This window comes from Pseudomonas sp. SBB6, from assembly GCF_024213215.1.
Lineage (GTDB): Bacteria > Pseudomonadota > Gammaproteobacteria > Pseudomonadales > Pseudomonadaceae > Aquipseudomonas > Aquipseudomonas donghuensis.
The window spans coordinates 194,182-215,983 of sequence record NZ_JANAVH010000006.1 but is presented as its reverse complement, the minus strand read 5'-3'; the positions used below and the strand labels follow the sequence as shown (position 1 = coordinate 215,983).

15 protein-coding genes and 1 other RNA gene are annotated in these 21,802 nt (G+C 58.9%); 8 read left to right on the top strand and 8 right to left on the bottom strand.

The features are described from left to right. Positions 1–198: 198 nt before the first annotated feature. From NLX68_RS14460 to ffs, 7 genes are all read left to right on the top strand, one after another. The gene (locus tag NLX68_RS14460; protein WP_254284542.1) at positions 199–858 is read left to right on the top strand and encodes a GntR family transcriptional regulator; all 660 of its coding nucleotides are present in this window, start codon (positions 199–201) and stop codon (positions 856–858) included. Between the two features lie 2 nt (positions 859–860). Then, positions 861–4,349, top strand: coding sequence for a chromosome segregation protein SMC (smc, locus tag NLX68_RS14455; RefSeq protein ID WP_254284541.1), 3,489 nt, complete (start codon positions 861–863; stop codon positions 4,347–4,349). A 204-nt stretch (positions 4,350–4,553) separates the two neighbouring features. Beyond that, a complete protein-coding gene (zipA, locus tag NLX68_RS14450; RefSeq protein WP_254284540.1) occupies positions 4,554–5,423 on the top strand; it encodes a cell division protein ZipA in 870 nt (289 codons plus the stop codon). Positions 5,424–5,575: 152 nt separating this feature from the next. Next, positions 5,576–7,930 carry an NAD-dependent DNA ligase LigA gene (gene ligA / locus NLX68_RS14445; RefSeq protein ID WP_254284539.1) on the top strand — a complete coding sequence of 785 codons (2,355 nt, stop codon included), beginning with the start codon at positions 5,576–5,578 and terminating at the stop codon, positions 7,928–7,930. A 61-nt stretch (positions 7,931–7,991) separates the two neighbouring features. Next, positions 7,992–9,143 carry a putative zinc-binding metallopeptidase gene (locus tag NLX68_RS14440; RefSeq protein ID WP_254284538.1) on the top strand — a complete coding sequence of 384 codons (1,152 nt, stop codon included), beginning with the start codon at positions 7,992–7,994 and terminating at the stop codon, positions 9,141–9,143. Positions 9,144–9,219: 76 nt separating this feature from the next. Next, positions 9,220–13,878, top strand: a complete 4,659-nt coding sequence (locus tag NLX68_RS14435; RefSeq protein ID WP_254284537.1) for an NEL-type E3 ubiquitin ligase domain-containing protein — start codon at positions 9,220–9,222, stop codon at positions 13,876–13,878. 302 nt (positions 13,879–14,180) lie between these two features. Further along, positions 14,181–14,277: signal recognition particle sRNA small type (ffs, locus tag NLX68_RS14430), an RNA gene on the top strand. Between the two features lie 170 nt (positions 14,278–14,447). On the opposite strand, the gene NLX68_RS14425 is transcribed toward ffs, so the two are convergent. The 6 genes from NLX68_RS14425 to NLX68_RS14400 form a co-directional block, all read right to left on the bottom strand. After that, positions 14,448–15,131, bottom strand: a complete 684-nt coding sequence (locus NLX68_RS14425) for a hypothetical protein (RefSeq protein ID WP_254284536.1) — start codon at positions 15,129–15,131, stop codon at positions 14,448–14,450. Positions 15,132–15,171: 40 nt separating this feature from the next. Next, a complete protein-coding gene (locus tag NLX68_RS14420; RefSeq protein ID WP_254284535.1) occupies positions 15,172–15,900 on the bottom strand; it encodes a hypothetical protein in 729 nt (242 codons plus the stop codon). Between the two features lie 52 nt (positions 15,901–15,952). After that, a complete protein-coding gene (locus tag NLX68_RS14415; protein WP_254284534.1) occupies positions 15,953–16,150 on the bottom strand; it encodes a hypothetical protein in 198 nt (65 codons plus the stop codon). A 397-nt stretch (positions 16,151–16,547) separates the two neighbouring features. Continuing rightward, positions 16,548–17,177, bottom strand: coding sequence for a recombinase family protein (locus tag NLX68_RS14410; RefSeq protein WP_254284533.1), 630 nt, complete (start codon positions 17,175–17,177; stop codon positions 16,548–16,550). A gap of 140 nt (positions 17,178–17,317) precedes the next feature. Beyond that, positions 17,318–17,524: a hypothetical protein gene (locus NLX68_RS14405; RefSeq protein WP_103462247.1), complete on the bottom strand. Its 207-nt coding sequence runs from the start codon at positions 17,522–17,524 to the stop codon at positions 17,318–17,320. A gap of 51 nt (positions 17,525–17,575) precedes the next feature. Further along, on the bottom strand, positions 17,576–17,797 hold the full coding sequence (locus tag NLX68_RS14400; protein WP_028632437.1) for a helix-turn-helix domain-containing protein: 222 nt from the start codon (positions 17,795–17,797) through the stop codon (positions 17,576–17,578). A gap of 140 nt (positions 17,798–17,937) precedes the next feature. Here NLX68_RS14400 and NLX68_RS14395 point away from each other — a divergent pair, with 140 nt between their 5' ends. Beyond that, positions 17,938–18,246, top strand: coding sequence for a hypothetical protein (locus tag NLX68_RS14395; protein WP_254284532.1), 309 nt, complete (start codon positions 17,938–17,940; stop codon positions 18,244–18,246). Positions 18,247–18,574: 328 nt separating this feature from the next. Here NLX68_RS14395 and NLX68_RS14390 read toward each other — a convergent pair whose 3' ends face one another. Further along, the gene (locus tag NLX68_RS14390; RefSeq protein WP_254284531.1) at positions 18,575–20,053 is read right to left on the bottom strand and encodes a hypothetical protein; all 1,479 of its coding nucleotides are present in this window, start codon (positions 20,051–20,053) and stop codon (positions 18,575–18,577) included. A 368-nt stretch (positions 20,054–20,421) separates the two neighbouring features. After that, positions 20,422–21,714: a site-specific integrase gene (locus NLX68_RS14385; protein WP_254284530.1), complete on the bottom strand. Its 1,293-nt coding sequence runs from the start codon at positions 21,712–21,714 to the stop codon at positions 20,422–20,424. Positions 21,715–21,802: the final 88 nt, after the last annotated feature.

Below are 21,802 nucleotides of genomic sequence, written 5' to 3'. Positions count from 1 at the left end.
GACCTTTGGGTCAGGAAATTTCTCGTGGCGCTTCCGCCCTTTTACAGGTGCTCAGTTATGAGCATAGTTGGCCCTGTGTGATCCGAATCTTTTTGCGCCAATCGTGCCAACTTCTGCCAAATGGCCACTGCGCGGCGTGGGGGCAAGTGCGCTACAATTCGGCGCTTGTACACAGTTCAATGATTTTGAAGGAAAACCATGACGTTCAAGGCGCCGGACAGCCTCTCCGAGCAAATTGCCCATTACCTGGCCGAGCGGATCATCCGCGGTGAGCTCAAGCCCGCCGAGCGGATCCAGGAGCAGAAGGTCACCCAGGCATTGAATGTCAGCCGTGGTTCAGTGCGCGAGGCGTTGCTGATCCTCGAGCGCCGGCACCTGGTGACCATCCTGCCGCGTCGTGGCGCCCACGTGACCGAACTCGACGAACACAACGTGCGCAGCCTGTGCACGCTGATGGGCGAGCTGTATACCTTGCTCGGCAACGCCGTGGCCCTGAACTGGCGCAATGAGGGCGACCTGCTGCCGTTCCTCAAGATCCAGCAGCGCCTGACCAGTGCATTCGAACGCCAGGACATCCGCGTCTTCGTCGAAGACAGTTTCGCGGTGATGCGCGCCGCCTATCCGTTCGCCAACAACCCCTACCTGCAGGAGACCGTCGAGAACCTGCAGCCGGCCATGAGTCGTGCCTATTACCTGGCGCTGGATCAGCGCAAGGCCAACATGAACGACTTCCTGGTGCTGTTCGCCAACCTGCTCGAGGCCGTGGTGGCCCGTGACCCGCAGCGTATCCGCACGGTGCTGGCCGAGTACTGCCAGCGCAGCTGCGAGCTGGTGCTGGCGGCGCTGGCGACTGCCTGAGCATGCGCCTCAAGTGCATTCGCCTGGCCGGGTTCAAGTCGTTCGTCGACCCCACCACGGTCAACTTCCCCAGCAACATGGCCGCCGTGGTCGGGCCCAACGGCTGCGGCAAGTCCAACATCATCGATGCGGTGCGCTGGGTGATGGGCGAAAGCTCGGCCAAAAACCTGCGTGGCGAGTCGATGACCGACGTCATCTTCAACGGTTCGACCAGCCGCAAACCGGTGAGCCAGGCCAGCATCGAACTGGTGTTCGACAACTCCGACAGCACCCTGGTGGGCGAGTACGCGGCCTATGCGGAAATCTCCATCCGCCGCAAGGTGACCCGCGACGGGCAGAACACCTATTACCTCAATGGCGCCAAATGCCGGCGCCGTGACATTACCGATATCTTCCTCGGTACCGGCCTGGGCCCGCGCAGCTACTCGATCATCGAGCAGGGGATGATCTCCAAGCTGATCGAGGCCAAGCCCGAGGACCTGCGCAACTTCATCGAAGAAGCGGCGGGCATTTCCAAGTACAAGGAGCGCCGGCGCGAGACCGAAAACCGTATCCGCCGCACCCACGAGAACCTCGAACGCCTGACCGACCTGCGCGAAGAGCTCGAGCGCCAGCTCGAACGCCTGCACCGTCAGGCCCAGGCGGCCGAGAAGTACAAGGAATACAAGGCCGAGGAGCGTCAGCTCAAGGCGCAATTGGCGGCCCTGCGCTGGCAGGCCCTGAACGATCAGGTGGGCCAGCGCGAAGCGGTGATCGGCGACCAGGAAGTGGCCTTCGAGGCCCTGGTGGCCGAACAGCGCAATGCCGATGCCAGCATTGAGCGCCTGCGTGATGGCCATCATGAGCTGTCCGAGCGCTTCAACCTGGTGCAGGGGCGCTTCTATTCGGTCGGCGGCGATATTGCCCGGGTTGAGCAGAGCATTCAGCACGGCCAGCAGCGTCTGCGCCAGTTGCAGGATGACCTCAAGGAGGCCGAACGCTCGCGCCTGGAAACCGAGTCGCACCTGGGCCATGACCGCACGATGCTCGCCACCCTGGGCGAAGAGCTGCAGATGCTCGAGCCCGAGCAGGAGCTGACCCTGGCCGCTGCCGAAGAGGCCGCCGCCACCCTGGAAGACGCCGAAACCACCATGCACGGCTGGCAGGAGCAGTGGGACAGTTTCAACACCCGCTCGGCCGAGCCGCGGCGCCAGGCCGAGGTGCAGCAGGCGCGTATCCAGCAGCTGGAAACCAGCCTCGAGCGCCTGGCCGAGCGCCAGCGCAAGCTTGGCGAAGAGCGCGATCAGCTCAGTGCCGACCCGGAAGACGCAGCGATCCTCGAACTGGGCGAGCAGGTCGCTACCCGCGAACTGTTGCTTGAAGAGTTGCAGATAGAAGAGCTGCAGGTGGTCGAGCAGCTCGAAGCGCTGCGCGACCAATTGCAGCAGGCGGTACAGGCCCAGCAGCAAGCCCAGGGCGAATTGCAGCGCCTGGGCGGTCGCCTGGCGTCACTGGAAGCCCTGCAGCAAGCCGCGCTCGACCCTGGCACCGGCACCGCACAATGGCTGCGCGAGCAGGGCCTGGAACAGCGTCCGCGCCTGGCCGAAGGCTTGCGCGTTGAGCCGGGTTGGGAGCTGGCGGTGGAAACCGTGCTTGGCGCCGATCTGCAGGCGGTGTTGGTTGACGACTTCAATGGGCTGGACCTGAGCGCCTTTGATCAAGGCGAGCTGCGCCTGCTCGACAGCCGTGGCCAAGGCGTGCGCATGCCCGGCAGCCTGCTCGACAAGGTCGAAGGGCGCATCGATCTGGCGCCCTGGCTCGGCCAGGTCAAACCGGTAGAGCGCCTCGAACAGGCCTTGGCCCTGCGCGCTCAGTTGGCCGAGGGGCAAAGCCTGATCAGCCGGGACGGTTACTGGGTGGGCCGGCACTTTTTGCGTGTCAGCCGCGCCAGCGATGCCCAGGGCGGGGTGCTGGCCCGTGGTCAGGAGCTGGAGCGCCTGGGCCTGGAGCGGCAAGAGCACGAAGCGACGCTGGAACTGCTGGAGGCCAGGCTGCAGGAGCAGCGCGAGCAGCAGCAACAACTCGAAGAGCGCCGCGAGCAACTGCGCCGCCGCGCCCAGGACGAAGCGCGCCAACAAAGCGAACTCAACGCCCGGCTCTCGGCCGGCAAGGCCCGCGCCGAACAGCTGAGCCTGCGCCGCCGGCGCCTTGAAGAAGAGCTGGCCGAGCTGCTCGAACAACGCAGCATCGAGCACGAAAGCCTCGGTGAGTCACGCCTGCAACTGCAGGAAGCCCTCGACCTGATGGCTCAGGACACCGAGCAGCGCGAGCTGCTGCTGGCTCAGCGCGACAGCTTGCGCGAACGTCTCGATCGGGTGCGTCAGGAAGCCCGTCAGCACAAGGATCACGCCCATCAATTGGCGGTGCGCCTGGGGTCATTGCGCGCCCAGCACGATTCCACCCGCCAGGCCCTGGAACGTCTGGAACTGCAGTCCGAGCGCCTGAGCGAGAAGCGCGAACAGCTGACCCTGAACCTGGAGGAGGGCGAGGCGCCGCTGGAAGAGCTGCGCCTCAAGCTTGAGGAATTGCTGGAAAAACGCATGAGCGTCGATGACGAAATGCGTCAGGCGCGCCTGCACATGGACGAAGCCGACCGTGAGCTGCGCGACGCCGAGAAGCGCCGCACCCAGGCCGAGCAGCAGTCGCAACTGCTGCGTGGCCAGCTCGAGCAGCACCGTCTTGAATGGCAAGGGCTGAGCGTGCGGCGCAAGACCTTGCAGGAGCAACTGCTCGCCGACGGCTACGACCTCGACGGGGTACTGGCAACCCTGGGCGAGCAGGCCAGCGAGCAGGAAGCCGAGCAAGAGCTCGAGCGCATCGACGCGCGCATCCAGCGCCTGGGCGCGATCAACCTGGCGGCGATCGACGAGTACCAGCAGCAGTCCGAGCGCAAGCGCTACCTGGATGCCCAGGACGCCGACCTGGTCGAAGCCCTGGACACCCTCGAAAACGTCATTCGCAAGATCGACAAGGAAACCCGCAACCGCTTCAAGGATACCTTTGATCAGATAAATGCCGGATTACAGGCACTTTTCCCAAAAGTTTTCGGTGGCGGCAGCGCTTACCTGGAACTGACGGGCGAAGATCTACTCGATACAGGGGTGACGATCATGGCGCGGCCACCGGGCAAGAAGAACAGCACCATCCACCTGCTCTCGGGCGGTGAGAAAGCGCTGACCGCCCTGGCCCTGGTGTTTGCCATTTTCAAGTTGAACCCGGCACCGTTCTGCATGCTCGATGAAGTCGATGCACCGCTGGACGATGCCAACGTCGGACGTTACGCCCGGCTGGTGAAAGAGATGAGCCAGACAGTGCAGTTCATCTATATCACCCACAACAAGATCGCCATGGAAATGGCCGATCAACTGATGGGGGTTACCATGCATGAACCGGGTTGTTCACGGCTGGTGGCGGTGGATGTGGAGGAGGCGATGGCCATGGTCGACGCCTGATTTGAAGCAATAAGGCGTGAACCAGCGGTAAATGGCCCTGTCAGTTGCGACAGACGGTGTAAAGTTATCTTTGGTCGTGCTAGCTTAATGTCACTTATTTTTTTGCGTGGGTAAAACGCCTGTCAGAACATAGAGTTGGCGCCACGTTTTAAAGGGGTTTAAACCCTTTATTTTTCAGCATTTTTTACAGAGGCACGGGATTACATGGAAATCGGTCTGCGCGAGTGGCTGATCGTCATCGGCATTATTGTCATTGCCGGTATTCTTTTCGACGGCTGGCGCCGCATGCGCGGCGGCAAGGGCAAGTTGAAATTCCGTCTGGACCGCAGCTTTTCCAACCTGCCGGACGATGACAGCAGCAGTGGCACCGAAGTGATCGGCGAGCCGCGCGTGCTCGACACCCACAAAGAGCCGGCGCTGGACGAACACGATTTGCCGTCGATGAGTGCGGGGCGTGAGCGTGAGCCCAAGGTCGGCAAGGGCAAGCGCAACAAGCGTGGCAACGAGCCACAACAGGGTGACCTGAACCTGGCCGCCGAACCGCGTGAGCCGGACCTGTTCGGCAATGCTGACGATGACTTCCCCGACGAAAGCCCGAAAACCACCGGCTACGGTTCCAGCGAAGGCAAGGACCTGCCGCCGGTTGAAGAAGTGCTGGTGATCAGCGTGATTTCCCGCGACGAAGGCGGCTTCAAGGGCCCGGCGTTGCTGCAGAACATTCTTGAAAGCGGCCTGCGTTTCGGTGAAATGGACATCTTCCACCGGCACGAAAGCATGGCTGGTAATGGCGAAGTGCTGTTCTCGATGGCCAACGCGGTCAAGCCGGGCGTGTTCGACCTCGATGACATCGACCACTTCAGCACCCGTGCGGTGAGCTTCTTCCTCGGCCTGCCGGGCCCGCGTCATCCGAAGCAGGCCTTCGACGTGATGGTGGCGGCGGCACGCAAGCTGGCCCACGAACTCAACGGTGAGCTCAAGGATGACCAGCGCAGCGTGATGACCGCGCAGACCATCGAGCACTACCGCCAGCGCATCGTCGAGTTCGAGCGCCGGGCGCTGACCCAGAAGCGCTAACAGCATCGCCGGCAACGCCGGCTCCCACAGGGTTCGGTGTATGCGGTCCTTGTGGGAGCCGGCCTTGCCGGCGATGAAGCTCAACCGATAGTAGAGACATGCCCCAAAGAGCAGCCAAGGCTGCTCTTTTGCTTTGCAAGAGACGACACACGATGACCGCCGAATCCCGAATCCTTGAACTGCGCGCCGAGCTCGACCAGCACAACTACCGCTACTACGTGCTCGATGAGCCGAGTGTGCCCGACGCTGAGTACGATCGCCTGTTCAATGAACTCAAAGCCCTGGAAGCCGAACATCCAGGGCTGGTGACCGCTGACTCGCCGACCCAGCGTGTTGGCGGCTCGGCGTTGTCGGCATTTAGCCAGGTACGCCACGAAGTGCCGATGCTCAGCCTGGGCAATGCCTTTGAAGAAAATGACTTGCGCGAGTTTGACCGTCGTGTGGTTGAAGGCCTGGACCTGCCGGCTGGCGACCTGCTGGGTGACGGCGCCGCAGTCGACTACAGTTGCGAGCCCAAGCTCGACGGCCTGGCGGTCAGCCTGCTGTACCGTGATGGGCAACTGGTGCAGGGCGCAACCCGTGGCGACGGCACCACGGGCGAAGACATCAGCGTCAATGTGCGCACTGTGCGCAACATCCCGCTCAAGCTGCAGGGCGAAGGCTGGCCGGCAGTGCTGGAAGTGCGTGGTGAAGTGTACATGTCCAAGGCCGGGTTCGAGCGCCTGAACCAGGCGCAGATCGACGCGGGCGGCAAGACCTTCGCCAACCCGCGCAATGCCGCCGCCGGCAGCCTGCGCCAGCTGGACTCGAAGATCACCGCCAGCCGCCCGCTGGAATTCTGCTGCTATGGCGTCGGCCAGGTATCGGCGCCGGTTGCCGACACCCACATCGGCACCCTGGAGCAGCTCAAGGCCTGGGGCATGCCGATCAGCCGCGAGCTGCGCCATGCCGCCGGCGTGGCCGAGTGCCTGGAGTACTACCGCGACATCGGCGCGCGGCGCAACGAACTGCCTTACGAGATCGACGGCGTGGTGTTCAAGGTCAACAGCCTGGCTTCCCAGCGCGAGCTGGGCTTCCGCGCCCGTGAACCGCGCTGGGCGATTGCCCACAAGTTCCCCGCCATGGAAGAGCTGACCGAAGTGCTGGACGTCGAGTTCCAGGTCGGCCGCACCGGCGCGGTAACCCCCGTGGCCCGGCTCAAGCCGGTCAAGGTGGCGGGTGTGACGGTGTCCAATGCCACCCTGCACAACATGGACGAAGTCGCCCGCCTGGGCCTGATGATCGGCGACACGGTGATCATTCGCCGCGCCGGTGACGTCATCCCGCAAGTCATGCAAGTGGTCACCGAGCGTCGCCCGCAAGGTGCCCGCCCCGTGCACATCCCCACCGAATGCCCGGTGTGCGGCTCGCAGGTCGAGCGCACCCAGCTGGTCAAGCGCAGCAAGGGCAAGGAGACCGTCAGCGAAGGCGCTGTGTACCGCTGCGTCGGCCGTCTGGCCTGCGCCGCCCAGCTCAAGCAGGCGATCATTCACTATGTATCGCGCCGCGCCATGGATATCGAAGGCCTGGGCGAGAAGAGCGTCGAGCAACTGGTGGATGAAGGCTTGATCCGTTCGCCAGCTGATCTGTACCAGCTGACCTTTGAGCAGATCGTCGACCTTGAAGGCTTTGCCGAGCTGTCGAGCAAGAACCTGTTGGCGGCCATCGAAGCCAGCAAAAAACCGGGCCTGGCGCGCTTCATCTACGCCCTTGGCATTCCGGATGTGGGCGAGGAGACTGCCAAGGTTCTGGCTCGCTCCCTGGGCTCGTTGCAGCGGGTCATGGCGGCTTTGCCGCAGGTGCTGACCTACCTGCCGGACATCGGCCTGGAGGTCGCCCACGAGATTCACAGCTTCTTCGAAGACGAGCACAACCGCACAGTGATCGCCCAGTTGCTCGAACGCGGCCTGCAGTTGCAGGACGAAGGGGAGCTGGGCGCCGAGTTCGCCGCCAGCACTACCCTGGCCGGGTTGATTGCCAAGCTGGATATTCCGTCGGTCGGGCCCACCGGCGCCGAAAAACTGGTGGCCAAGCTCGACAGCCTGGAGAAGATCATCGCCGCTGACGGCATCGACCTGCGCCAGGCCTTGGCGGCCAAGCCGGCCGAAGCGGTACGGGCCTTCTTCCAGGTCGCAGAAAACGCCACCCTGGCCCTGGCCATCGAAGCGCAATTGCGCGACTTCGGCATGCACTGGTCGAGCGAGAAGAAAGTCGCCGAAGGCTTGCCTCTGGCTGGCCAGACCTGGGTGCTGACCGGCTCGCTGGAGCGCATGAGCCGCGATGTGGCCAAGGACAAGCTGGAAAGCCTCGGGGCCAAGGTCGCCGGTTCCGTCTCGGCCAAGACCCACTGCGTGGTCGCCGGCCCCGGCGCCGGCTCCAAGCTGGCCAAGGCCAGCGAGCTGGGCCTGAAGGTGCTGGACGAAGATGCCTTCGTCAGCTTCCTGGCCGAGCGCGGCATCGAGGTGTAAACGCAGCACTGGCGACGGTAGCCATGGTCTAGTCTTGGCAGGCAGCCAAGGAGGGATCGCCATGTACCGTTTTTTCGAACAGCTGGGCGCCAGGATCGCCGTGCGCTTCGTCAGCCAGCCGCAACGCCCGGATCGGGTCTGGCAGTGCCAATGCGGGCAGTCGGTGTTCTTTCGCAACAGCCAGTGCCTGGCCTGCCAGTCGGCCCTGGGCTATTGGCCGCCGAGCAGCCGGGTGGCGAGTCTCTTGCCCGGGCCCGCAGAGGGGCTCTGGCTGCTCGATGGTGAGCCTGAGGCCGGCCCGCTGCGGCGCTGCGCCAACCTCGATACCCCGGCCGCCTGCAACTGGCTGCTGGCCGACCACGAGCCGGTTAGCCTGTGTTTGGCCTGTCGCCTGAACCGGACCATTCCGGACCTTTCCATCACCGATAACCACCCGCGCTGGCGCAAGCTGGAAACCGCCAAGCGCCGGCTGACCGCGCAGCTGTTGCACCTGGGCTTGCCGGTGGAGCCGAAAAGCGAGGAGGGTGGCCCGGGCCTGGCCTTCGATTTCATTGGCGTCGACCTTGAGGGCAAGGCACCGGTGACCGGTCATGCCAATGGCCTGATCACCCTCGATGTGCGCGAGGCCGATGACGACTGGCGCGAGCGGGTGCGGGTGCAGCTGCATGAACCCTATCGCACCCTCTTGGGCCACCTGCGTCATGAAGTCGGCCACTACTATTGGGACCGTTTGATTGCCGACAGCCACTGGCTCGGTGGTTTTCGCGACCTGTTTGGTGACGAGCGCGAAAGCTACAGCGAGGCGCTGGAGCGCCACTACCAGCAAGGTGCGCCGAGCGACTGGGCCGCAGCTCATGTCAGTGCCTACGCGACCATGCACCCTTGGGAAGACTGGGCCGAAACCTGGGCGCATTACCTGCACATGACCGATGCCGTCGACACCGCGCTGGCATTGGGCATGAATGCCAGCAGCCTGGAGCTGGACTTCCCGCCCTTCACCCGTGAAGACCTGTACCGCCCGGATGACCCCGGGGCAAAAGACTTTCTCGCCTTTATCAATGCCTGGGTCGAGCTGTCAGCGATGCTCAATGAGTTGTCGCGCAGCATGGGGCAAGTGGATTTCTATCCGTTCGTGCTGCCGTCGGCGGTGGTGGCCAAATTGCACTTTATTCATCTGCACATTGCCGACTGTCAACTGGCGCCGGTGGCATAGCTATGTAGTGCAACTGCTGCAGGGCAATGCAATAGCCTCGTGTCTTTTGTGACGCCATCACTGACAGGAGGACAACATGACCCGCACCGGCCAGAAAACCGACCCGGATGCCGAACACAGTCATCGGCAGAACAACCTCGATACCCTGGCACGCGCCTGCCCCGAATGGTTGTTGCAGGCTGATCTATCCACTCGTCAATCCTACAGTCGCAGCCTGAGCAAGGCGCACAAGGCCGGGCGCGCGGCCAGGCAGATCATGCAGCGGGTCGAGCCGCTGGAGCGGTTTGCGATCTCGCTGTTGAGCGAGAAACTGATCCAGCGTTTTCGCGTGTCTGTCGATGTGACGCAGGCGCAGCTGGATCATTACACCTGGCATTTCTCGCCGCAGATCGGTTCGCCTTCGAACCTTCAGCAGCGCCCCAGGCTACGGCAGCAGGGCAGCCTGTTGCACATGGCCCTGCAGAATTTTACCGCCGCGCAAGCGGACGCCATCGAGGCGGCACCAGGGTCGAAAGTGCACCTTGCCCAGGTGCAGATCAGCGCCATCGCAGCTGGCGACTTTATCGCCCTGTGCCGGGAAGTCGACATCGGCCGCCGTTACCAGGAACATCTCGCCTCGGTGCTGGCACCAGGGCAGCCGGGCAGTAGCTGGGCCGGAGAACCCAGCGCATCGGTGTTGTCGACCCTGGCCAGCGCCAAAGCAGCTAATCTGGAACTCTCGGCACAGGTTGCATTCATGCGTGGGCGTATCAGCTGGTCGGCCTACCAGATGCTGCTGGCGGTCAGCAATGGCGAGCAGTCAGTGCCCTACGACCTGCAACAGCTCGAATGCTGCCAGCTGGTGCTGCATGGCCATGTGCTGGAGGGCGTGCTGGTGTTTCGCCAGGCGCAATCGCTTTACCCTTACCCGGTGCCTCGCAAGCGGGTGCTCTATGTACCGCAGGGGGCTGCGGGCGAGTTGTGTGAGTACGCTGATTTACCCAGCATGATTACCGCGCTTTCCCGCCAGCTGATCTACACCACATTCAGGCAGGCCCTGTTGCGTCACGCGCCGATGGCCGAGCAGGCAGTGCTGAACAACAAGCTTGAGAACGGCATCGACGGGCATGTCCGGGAACAACCGCTCAGTGGCCTGCTGTTCGAGCAACTGGTCCGGCGCCAATGCCTGCAGCGGCGCCAGGACAGCCTGGCGCTGGCAGTACCGACGGCGCAGGTCGATCATCAGCAACGCCAGCAACTGCTGGACACCCTGGAAGGCGTCGGCTTGCAGGTGCTCAATCTGGTATCGCTGTTCGTCCCGGTGCTCAATGCCGCGATGCTGGCCTATACCGCCTATGACCTGATGTCCGAGGTGTATCACGGTATCGAGGACTGGAGCGAGGACAGGACCGATGAGGCCATGGAGCACTTGCTTGGCGTGGTTGAAACCATTGCCGTTGGCGCGGTGCTCGGGCTCGCGGCGCACAAGGTGGGGCGCTGGGTGAACGAGCACGGTTTTTTTCAGAGTTTGCGGCCGGTGCAGCGCTTCGACCGCTCCCTGCAGCTCTGGAGTCCGGAACTCGAGCCCTATCGCCAGCGCCTTGAAGTGACGCCTGCAGCCATCGATGAGCGTGGGCGCTTGCTGGCCCATGGTAATGATCATGTGGTCATCGAAGGTCATGCCTACCGCGTCGAGCAAGATCGCGCCAGTGGTTCCTGGCAGATTGTCCACCCTGAGCGCCCCCAAGCCTTCAAGCCCAGGCTTGAACACAATGGCGAAGGGGCCTGGCGACATCAATGGGAACGTCCCTGGGAGTGGCCTTCGGCCCGCTATGCCTTTCGCCGACTGGGGCCGCTGGCCCAGGGCATGGACGATGCGGACATTGCCCGCGTATTGCGCTGGGCCGACGTCGATGCTGCGCAGCTCTGCCAACTGCACATGGACAACGCACCGGTACCGGCTCTATTGCGCCAGGCCTGCGTGCACTGGCGTCTGGACAGGGACATCAGCGGATTCATCTCGGCGCTTGGGGCGACGACCGTCAGTGACAACGCCATGGCGATTTTCCTCTTGCCGCATCTCCCGGGCTGGGACCCGCAACTGACGCCGCGCATCCAGGCCGCACAGGATTCGCTGCTGTTGTGGGTATTGCGGGATGCGCTGGGTGAGCAGCAGCTTGAGCACCTGGGCATCGAAGCTGAGGAGCTCGATACGCTGGCGCAGCAGAAACTCTGTGAGTTGCTGGCGGCCGAAGCGCAGGGGCGACGTCAGGCCCTGTTCGATTTCTGTCAGAGGCAGGCTGAACCGGCTGTGCAGGAAAGCAATCTGCTCAGGCGGGATTTTCCTGGCTTGCCGGTAGGGATGGCCGAAGAGCTTCTGGGTCAGGCTAGCGAGGATCTGGTCGCCCGCATACATCGTCAGGCGCGGGTACCCCTGGCAATTGCCCAGGGCGCCAGAAGGCAACTGAGCCAGTACCGATTCCTGTGTGTTCGCCAGGGCTTCGAATGGCCCTGGCGGCGAGATCACCAGTTCGATCAGTTGGTCTTCGGTTTGCTCGAACATCTGCCGGGCTGGCCTATCGGCTTGCGCATCGAACTACACGCCCGGGACAGCGCCGGCGTGCTGCTGGCAAGTGCCGGAACAAATCTCCCGGGCCAGGTGCGCACCGTGGTCAAAAGTGCCGAGGGGCATTTCAGCATCGAGGGGCAAGAGGGGGGCGATACCGATCTGTTCACAATATTGAACCCGTTGTTGCCAGCGGGCGTGCGCCAGGAGGATGGCCAATCACTGGCTCAGGCGCTGGCGGAGGTGGCCGATACCGACCGTAATCGCGCCCGGCGCCTGAGTGGCCAGGTAGTGCTGGAGGACCGGTTCAGGCCACCAGCACGCCTCGCCGATGGGCGGATCGGCTATCCCTTGAGTGGTCGTGGCGCGGCGGGCGAGCATTGGCAGTTCTATCGCGACCAGGCCAAGCAGTTGTTTCCGCGGCTCACGGATGCTGAACTCACCGATTACCTGCAAGGCCTGTCGATGGCCGGTGTCGATGTGCCCAGGCTGCTCAGGGAAAAAGCCGAGGAGCTGGCCAGTTTGCGCGAGTCTTTGAGTCAATGGGTGCAGGATGATGCTGCGCCGCAGTCCAGTGGCGTGCAGCGGCGCCGTCAGCGCGTGGCTGATACGTTCATTTTGGCTTGGCGCCGACAGACGCCCCGGGTATTCGGCGATACCGGCGAGCTGCGCGGCTACAGTCTGGACCTTGACGGCGCCGACCTGAGTTCGCCGCCGCTGTTCCCGCTTGGCGTCGACTTCAGTCATGTTCAGCGCCTGTCGCTGAAAGATACTGGCCTCACTGTCATCCCCAACGGCTTTCTCGATGCATTCAGCAAGCTGCGCGTGCTCGAGCTTGGGCGTAACCGGCTCACGGAACTGCCCGCCATCATTATCGACATGATCCGCCTCGAAGAGCTGCGTTGCGCCGATAACGACATACAGTTGACCGAACAAACGGCGGGTGTCCTGGGCAATCTGCGGCGGCTGGAGGTGCTTGACCTGAGTAACAATCCCTTGGGCACGCCTGCGCATCTGACCGGCCTTACCGGCCTGCGAAGCCTGAACCTGCGTTCCACTGCAATCGATGCGTTTCCGCAAGGCTACGTCGATCTGACACGGCTGGAACTGGCCGATCTGCGTGACAACCAGTTGAGTGAGCTGCCTGAAACGCTGTACCAGTCACAGTCGCGCCCGGCACGTGCCCTGTATTTGCAGGGCAACCCGCTGTCGGCCTCGACCTCTACGCAAATCGAGGCCTATCGTCAACAGACCGGGATCAACCTGGGTGGCCTGGTCGAGGCGAACGAGATCGGGCCGGAGCTGTTCTGGGCCCGGAGCGACAACGAAGAGTTGACGCGCCAGCGTGAAGTGAAGTGGTTCAGCTTGCGCAAGGAAGCGGGTAGCCAGGAGTTCTTCCGCATCCTGGGCGAGCTGAGCATGACCGCCGAGTACGACGTGGCGCGCACCGAGTTGTTCGACAGGGTCTGGCGCATGATCGATGTTGCCAGCGCCGACAGTAAGGTGCGTGCCAAGTTGTTCCGGTTGGCGGGCCATCCGCGTACCTGCGGTAACAGTATTGCGCTGAACTTCAGCTACCTGGAAATCCAGGTCCAGGTCTTTCAGGCCCTGGCGGCGAGCGAGAGCTCAAAGGTGACCGCCCGGTTGCTGCGTCTGGGCAAGGGCCTGTTCCGCCTGGACAAGCTCGACAAGGTGGTGCTGGACGATATCAGGCTGCGGCGGGAAAGCGCCCAGGGGCGCTGGCGCGATGTCGAGGAGGTGGAAGTCAGCCTTGGTTATCGGGTCAGGTTGGCCGAAGCGCTGGACCTGCCGGGGCAGCCATCGGCCATGTTGTTCCCGGACCTGGAGATGATCAGCCCCGAGCAGATCGAGGCGGCCAGGCAGGCTATACAGGCTGCCGAAACGCCCGCGGCGCTGGCCGAATACCTTGGCACGCAGGATTTCTGGTGTGACTGGTTGCGCCAGCGCAACACCCAGGCATTCCTTGACCTGCGCAACTCGCTGGAGCAACAGGAGCAGGCGTTGGAAGAGCGTCGGGCCTCGATCAGCGATGCCGAGTACTACGCCGGGTACTCGAGCCTCTACAAAGTGTTCCAGGAAAAAACCGCCGAACTGATCCAGAGCCTGAGTGCAGAGGCAGTGCGACGGGACCTGGCGGATGTTGCAAGGCTGCGCCACTTGCAAGGGTAGATATCTAACGCCAGGTACCGCCGAGCGCCCGGTAGCGTGGCGCTTTCCCACGGTTCATATAGAGAAGGCGCCATGCTTGAATCCCACGATCCCGAAAAATGATCGGCCAGGCACGCCAGGATGCCTTTGATGAACTGGTGCGCAGCTTGACCTGTGCAGAGCGTACAGACCCGCCAATCACCGCGATGGAACGCCAAGTCATTGAGTAGTGATGAGTTTTTAGCAATTAAGGGTTGTAACTTGGCTTGATGCCGGTACAATGGCGCGGCTCGTCGCCAGATGAGCATGCGTTATGGTGGCCCCATCGGTCCCCCCGCAACGATTAGCCGTGAACCCGGTCAGGCCTGGAAGGGAGCAGCCGCAGCGGTGACATTGTGTGCCGGGGTGTGGCTGGTGGGGTTGCCACCCATCTCTAAGTCCTTGATTCTACAAGGATTTCTCTCTCAAAAATCTCGAAGTGTGACAGCGTTTAGGTACACCTGAGTGGTGCACTCTGCTGAGCATTCTACCTTGTCCGATTCCGATTCGCTCACCCTGCGCTATCTTGTCGTATTAGACAGCTCCTCGGTCTATTGATGTGGGGTTTCTTCAAGGTATAGCTGGTTGAGTAGCTTCCCGCAGGCGACCAGAGAATTTTGAAGCTCTACAGTGCCCTCTAGCGCCTCTCGAACCCAATACTCTGGAAAGGCCTTGCTTTTGTGTTTAAATCCCGCGATTTTTCCGCCTCTATTCTCGTCTATGAACGAGATTGTCGGTCTGTGAACGATCAGTCGGTGGTGCTTGATCTCGTTCATGAAGGCATGTGTGTACGCAAACCATTTTGAGGAGAGGGCCTTATTCAATCGCCTTTTAAGCTTTCCTGCGGGGAGTTTATCCCGCACCTCAAATATGTAGAATTTTGTGGTCAAAGGCTTGGGTAATACCAGTGAATTTATAAGTTGTCCGAAGCTGTCATACGCATTTCGAGTCGTGGCGATGCAGGAGATCAAATTGGCTTGGCTTATTAGGTCGGCCTCTTGAATTGCATCTTGATCATCTTCGCATCCGAAGAAATGACTGGCATATTTGATGCCCTTGGGGTCGTTCTCTTCGTCGAACGCGGTAAAGGCATCGCGGGCAAGGCGTTTGTGATATTCAAAAATTTGGCTTGATCGGCCTAGTGAGTTTATGATTTCAATAAGCCTGTCATGTTGTTTGGGTTTGCGAGCGTTTATCGCTGTCCTCAAAGCTGTCAAATTCCAGCTGTTATCCACTATGAATTTTCCTTTATGTATTTGCTGTGTCTTTTGATTGTCAGGGTGTTGGGAAGTTGATCTGATACCACTTGAACAGAGCTACACCGATGCTCACGCCACCCAGCAAAAAAGGCGTGACATGATCGAAGAACCAAGGCGAGACAATCGCACCACGGGCGAACACATACCACTTGACCAGCTTCGTTACCCATCCAGAAGGTGAAGTGACAAACCCCTGCCCGCCTTGTTGATGATGTTCGCTGCTACCCACGTTGTAGCGAATATAGAAGCCGTAACTGATTTCATTTCTGTATGCGGGGGGCATACTCCGAATGACAGTAAGCCTATCTGGCGCCTCTCTGCCGGGTGGAGCAGGGCGTGTGGTATATGTCATTCTTCCTTTCGGGGTGAAGCCTACAAGCTTGACTTCCCCTTCCACAGTATCTGGCGACTCTTCGATCTGCTCCAGAACATGTTTACGCATCTTTTTCTTCTGTAGGCGTTTCATCACTTCAATAAGCGTTTTCTCGTATAGGTCGTGCATTGCAAGGTCAAAACGAAAGCTACCCTCGGGGGTTCGTTGATAGAGCCTCACCCACAGATAGGCGTTGATGCCAGCGAGAACCATCCAGACGTTTTGCACGTTTTCATTGAGCTTGATCTCGTTTCCGAGCAGTTTGAAAGCAGAAAGGTCTGCACCGAAATACCACAGCAGAAGCACTACGGAGGAAAAGCCTATCAGGTAGCTTCGTGCTTTGTTGAAATCTGGAGTATCTGTCTCGCCCACTCTATGTTCCTCAAAAATGCCCACGCTAACCCGTGGGCATTGCACCTATCCATCAGCTAGCGGGCTGGCCAAAATGCTCTGTAATTTTCTTCAATACTGAATCTGGAGCGTTGAACGAGAGCTTGCCGTTGACCAGTTGCACTTGTGTCTGAGCTAGCTCATTTTCGCTGAGAAAACCTGCCAACCTGTCCTGTGCGAGCTTGATGGCTCCAGCGGTTAAATCGAAAGTTCCTGTTCTACGAATGGGCATGATTGCAACGCTCCACGATGAAGGAGCTATCACTGTAGCATCACTCACTACTTGTGGTTCAAGTGCTATTTGACAGAAATTTCATCCCGCCGAAATTTTGGGTGATCACTTCAATACTGGATTGGATTTCTGGCTTGGAAAATAACTTGTAGTGTCTTGTGGAATATAGAGCTTGGATCGCCACTTGTGCTTCTTAGCAGATCACGAGAGAGGCAGAAAATGCCCGTTGCTTTCTGAAAATAAGTTTGGGTAGACAGGCGACTTAGCCACCAACAAAAACGCCTCACGATAGCTCCGGGGAGAGCTATAACGAGGTGCTTGAGTGGTTTGTGTGGGTGTGTATTGCTATTCACTAACAATGCTTTATGAGCGTTGTACGGACTGTGTGGGGGCTGTTTTAGACGGCTGCTTTCATTTCCCTCTTGATCCTATAGACCGTGGCCACTCCGCATTTTGCTAGCGTTGCTATATCGTCAGCGGCCATGCTGGGGTGCTTGGCCATAATGTTCGCCACCCTCTCCCACAACGCGACATTCTTGGCTTTGCCTGACGGCTTCCATTCAGGGGACGCAGCCTTTTTGTTCTCCAAGCCCTGCTTGATACGCTCCACGCGTTTCTCTTGATCCAGTCGCGCCATGGTGGCCATGAGATCGATCAGCATGTTGTTGATTACATCCATAATCTGGCCTGTGATCCCTTTCGCCTCAACAAGCATGTGACTAGTGGGCAAATCAGCTACAACCAGACGCAATCCCTTGGCCTTGATGGTGGCCTTGAGCGTATCCCAATCAGCTTGCGAGAGGCGACTGAGGCGGTCTACAGACTCGACTAGTAGCACGTCACCACTCTGAGCATTGTTGAGCAGGGAGAGCAGCTCAGGCCGGTAGAGCTTTGTCCCACTGATGTTCTCTGCGTACACCCTCACTATGTTCAAACCCTTCTCACCAGCAAACAGCTCCAACGCGACTTTTGCACGGCTGGCATCTTGGTCTTTCGTTGATGCACGGAGGTAGAGGTGGGCGTTCATGGCTTGCTATCCTTTGTCATTCGTATCGATAGTCAAATGATAAAGTAATCATATAGCTTTCCACAATAGCTTATTGATAGCGTTTGACTGGCTGCTCCCGCACTCCCAAATAGGTCTACCTCTTTGATAGTGAGGGTAGGTCAGGATCGAAGCGAATCGATTCCCTTGGTGATGCCTTCGGCATTCGCATCGAGAGTGGCCAGTGCACTCAATACATTGTCATGCACGTTGGTTGACCCGCGTTGACTGATCCACAGGCTCACCTCTTCCAAAGCTGCACGTATGGCGATTTGATTGAGGTGCAGCAATTCAAGCGTGTCAGCTGTGATTGGAGTACGGTCATCCATGTATGTAGTCCTGTGAGGGGGCGAGCCTGAGTGTAGCGTCGATCTATGTGGCTACAGACCTTCAAGCAGCTCTGATAGGGACATGCTCAGCCCGTCAGCAAGCACCTTGGCCGCTTCAAGGCTTGGGTTGGCCGTACCCGTCTCAATGCGAGACATGTAGGTGCGAACAAAGCCGCATTTGTCAGCGAATGCTTCTTGGCTGAAGCCTTGGCTGCTGCGTAGGTTTCGGATTCGTTGGCCAAAGGCCTTTCGTAGGTGTTGGTTTGTCTGCATCCCAGCATGATGGTTGGATGCACCCTGATCGTGAACACACTGAGTGATTACACTCCAAATGATGACACACTAAATGATACAATTGTCTCAGGCCCCCATACGCTGGGGAAGCGAACGCCTAGCCCTGAGAGACCAACGAAATGAACGAAAAACTGTTCGTGCTGACCAGTCGTAAAAAGAAGACAAACCACATCCTGCACCTGATCCTGACCGTTCTGACAGGAGGGCTTTGGTTGATCGTGTGGGGCATCACAATGCGAAGCAACGATGGTCAGAACAAGAAGATCGATAGGGAAATCGACCAGATCATGCACTACAAGTCTCAGGGCTTGAGCGATGCTGCCACGCACCAGCAGATGAAGACAGACAAGCTGAATGCTGATGTGCTTCAAGGAAGGGTGATCTTCGCTGTGCTGGTGGTAGTGTTTCTGTACTTCTACCTTCGGTAGAGGCTGCGCACCTTCAGCGGAGCGTCAAAGCAAATTCCTAGATTGGCTCCGCTGGGCGTTCACACAGAAAGCGGCAAGCTTTCAGCTGGTTGCACTGTATATGACCGTAGGTCAGGATCGTGGACACCTAACAGTGTAGAGGGGGTGAAACAACAAACACCCCCAACCTACTAATCCGTACTATCTACAGCTAACGCTGTTCCTGTGCACGATATCCAACATTTCACAGATACCATACCGAACGTGCACACCTTTCCTAAGAGGATTCCTTAGGGTCCATGTGCAGTATTTTTGGACTACAGGGTTGCGGTGTGCATGGGCTTCGCTGTCAAGCTACCAATGACATCTGCCATTCCTTTTTCCATTTTCCAATGCTATTGCGGTGTGCACCAGTTCTGGCAGAAACCTCAGCATTCTTCGTGATGCCTCCAGCGAACAGCTCAAACGCTTTACTCTTGCGAGGGTCTTGAATAGTCCGGCGATCCTGAGGGATAGGAATCAAATCAGACAGGCTCCAGTCAACCACAGCATGTGGCATGTGGGTGGAAACAAGGTAATCAGCCACTCGTCCATCCTGCACAATCAGTTGTATCGGCTTTGTGTTGCACCTGTCTCGCACTGCTGTCCGAGTCGCTGCCTGAAGACTGGGCTCCAACAGTCTGCTGACGATGAACCCTTGGCGAAAATCACGGCCGTACTTTTCTGCCAAAAACTCCAGTCCTTGCTCGTCTGACGGTGATGGATTTCCACCGAAGAGCAGGATGGCGTCAGTTTCACCTTGGTACTCGTTCAACCCTCGACTGTCGATTGAGCAGCGATGCACTGCCTCTTTTGGCAGCCACCTGAAGCTTGCCCATTTATTATTGAACAGCAGCGGCGTTCCCGTGGTCTGCTGGAGGGCGGTCTTGAGAATCACATCAATCACCAGATGCTCACCGTGCATCTGTTGGTCCGTGGAGGCTTGAGCAAGGGTCACCGCCGTCTTGCTGTAGATACGACCCATTGGCATCACTGGGTAGATCGTAATTTCTGAGGTGTAGCCTTCAAATTCTGGTGTAAAAATCGATCTGGCAAATGTGAACTCATGCACCTGAGCGAAAGCATCGAAAAGACTACCGTCTACGTTGGCAGCAAGAATGTGCACCTCTTCAGCCGCTGCAAAGGTGCTCCAACAGCTGGATTCGACTACAGATCGAACATACCTGTTTCCCTTGACCATCTCCGAATCAATGAAAACTGGATGCCCATCCTTCAGGCATTCATAGATGTGAGCCCCTTCCTTGCTCAGCATTGAAGTGCGGGTAGCCCCTGCCGATACGGCCTTGAAGGTCTCCAGTGATGTTTCAATTGCCTCGGTATGGCCATCACGGATGTACAACCGCCCATCACGCTCCTCTGCATTGATGAGCAACTGAGCGAGCTCTGATGGCTCGAAAGGGAACGCTGGAAAATCTACTACGACGGACAATTCATCGACAATCAGCAGCCAGTCAGAAAGCAAGCTGGGCTCTACTGCAAAGACACTTTGATGTGTAGTAATCAACAGATGTACCGCTTTCTGTTTAAGGGTGGATTGCAGTGCGGTGCCAACATGGTCACAGGTGGTGGAGTTGACGACACGGTAAGGCACACCAGCAGGGATACGGCTTGTAAAGCTATCGGTGAGCTTGATAGTGGGCAGTGCGAGAACGATGGAGCGTCCAGCAGAAAGCAAAGATGGAATCTGGCTAATGAGCGACTGGGTTTTGCCCGCTCCGGGGGCGGATACTGCGGTGTGAATCACTTTATTCAGGGCGACACGGGGCATACTCAATCCTCCTTTAGTTCATTTGCATAGGCATTCCTCTCGGGTTGTGCCGGTTTGGTTTGGTAAATCGCAGACAATAAGAAGCCTCCTTGCAAGGCACCAGTTTTCATGGTGGTCGCGTGGAGGCTTCCAAATGTATGTCTACCTACTGGGTAGGTGGCGGATTATACACGCCTTCCGACGATCGGTAAAGGTGTGGCTTGACAAGCTAGATTTCACCAAAAACCGGTATTCGTGGTGAGGAACGCGCTTCGCTTAGTCCAGACCATCCCCTCGCCCTGTAAACATTGGGTTTGGCGTGATAGGCGGCTGGATATCGTCGCACTTAAGGCAAGGTTTAGCCGAGGTTATTGGTGGGTTATTCGAGGTTATTTGATGTGCTTCATCGCCTCGACCATCGCCTTGATTGGCGTCCTGCTGCCGTAGACGCCGAAGGTTACGGAGCTGTCTTCATGACCCACCATCCGCTTGATCAGTGAGTCTTGCACGCCAGCATCACGCAGGTCATCGATGAAGGTGTGGCGGAAGCTGTGGAAGGTTTTACGCGGGTCGGTGATGCCGAGTTTCGTCTTGTAGCGTCCAAACCATTTAGATGCCGCGTGACCTCGTTTACCGCGTACTGCTTCAAGCTCGGGGAATAGACGATCAGCCCCACTGGTCTTGACTGACTCGGCGTACTGCAACAAACCGTGCTCAATCAGTGCAGGATGCAAGGGGAGAACACGACGGCTGCTGACATTCTTAAGACTCTGGCCTTCATGGCTGTCGTCAATGCGAATGCACGGGATGCCCTGTTGCTCAATGACATCGTCCACACGCAGCTGGCAAAGCTCTTCAAGTCGTGCACCAGTGAACCGTCCGAGGAATGGCAGCCAGTAGCGCCATGGATGCTTCCGTGACTCTTGTCGGAGTCCCTCAAGGTTCAGTAGTGCAGCTAGGTCGTGTCGCTCGAAGGACAACCGAGCTTCCTTTGCTGATCCCGTCATGACTTTCATACCCGTCAGTGGGTTGTCTGCCACGTACCCGTTCGCTTTGCACCAGTTCAGAAACGCGGTGAGCTTGCGTAGCCGATTGTTCACTGTGACAGCAGTAATGGTCTTGTAGGTGCTACCTGACTCAATCACCTGCTTTAGCGTCTTGCCCTTGAACTCAGGTCGTAAGCCGAAGTATTGCGGGCATAGGCTGAGCCGTTCCTTTAGCAGGCGTGCTTGTTGTGCATCGAAGGCTTTGGCGGGCATATCACCTAGCAGCTCGAAAAGGTCAGCTAAAGCTCGCTCGACTTCCTCGGTGCTGCCCTGTCGCCATGTGCCGCCGCGTTTGCCTTCTTCTATATAGAGTTTGGACAGGGTCGCGAGGGTAGGGCCGTCGCTTTGTGGCTTCGCTGTGGCCGCTGTAGCTCTTCGTGGTGCAGCCATCGTGAATGGCTTAGGGGTAGAGTCTCGCCACTGCGTACACAGTGCACGAAGCGTCTCAAGGGCTGTCAGAGGATGTTCAGTTAGGTGGCAAAGCACTTGCTGAGCTAAGGAGCTGGCAAGGTACAAGGCTGCCTGCCGCTCTCGCACTCGCAGGGATATGCGAAGGGTATGACGGCTGGGAAATAGGTGCTTTGGTAGTCGAAGGTTGAGGTAGTAGATGGACTGACGGCGGACAATGTAGGCCATGAGTGAACACCAGAGTGGACCAGTAAAGTGGACCGATTGAGTGGAACAATACTGGTCACACCCCAAGCTTTGAGCGACCGTGCTGGGT

Coding starts and splice junctions, on each gene's coding strand:
- ligA (WP_254284539.1), top strand. CDS start 5,576: ATGACCGCCGAATCCCGAATCCTTGAACTGCGCGCCGAGCTCGACCAG.
- NLX68_RS14405 (WP_103462247.1), bottom strand. CDS start 17,524: ATGGATGACCGTACTCCAATCACAGCTGACACGCTTGAATTGCTGCAC.
- NLX68_RS14460 (WP_254284542.1), top strand. CDS start 199: ATGACGTTCAAGGCGCCGGACAGCCTCTCCGAGCAAATTGCCCATTAC.
- NLX68_RS14395 (WP_254284532.1), top strand. CDS start 17,938: ATGAACGAAAAACTGTTCGTGCTGACCAGTCGTAAAAAGAAGACAAAC.
- NLX68_RS14415 (WP_254284534.1), bottom strand. CDS start 16,150: ATGCCCATTCGTAGAACAGGAACTTTCGATTTAACCGCTGGAGCCATC.
- NLX68_RS14435 (WP_254284537.1), top strand. CDS start 9,220: ATGACCCGCACCGGCCAGAAAACCGACCCGGATGCCGAACACAGTCAT.
- NLX68_RS14440 (WP_254284538.1), top strand. CDS start 7,992: ATGTACCGTTTTTTCGAACAGCTGGGCGCCAGGATCGCCGTGCGCTTC.
- NLX68_RS14400 (WP_028632437.1), bottom strand. CDS start 17,797: ATGCAGACAAACCAACACCTACGAAAGGCCTTTGGCCAACGAATCCGA.
- NLX68_RS14390 (WP_254284531.1), bottom strand. CDS start 20,053: ATGCCCCGTGTCGCCCTGAATAAAGTGATTCACACCGCAGTATCCGCC.
- NLX68_RS14410 (WP_254284533.1), bottom strand. CDS start 17,177: ATGAACGCCCACCTCTACCTCCGTGCATCAACGAAAGACCAAGATGCC.
- zipA (WP_254284540.1), top strand. CDS start 4,554: ATGGAAATCGGTCTGCGCGAGTGGCTGATCGTCATCGGCATTATTGTC.
- NLX68_RS14385 (WP_254284530.1), bottom strand. CDS start 21,714: ATGGCCTACATTGTCCGCCGTCAGTCCATCTACTACCTCAACCTTCGA.
- smc (WP_254284541.1), top strand. CDS start 861: ATGCGCCTCAAGTGCATTCGCCTGGCCGGGTTCAAGTCGTTCGTCGAC.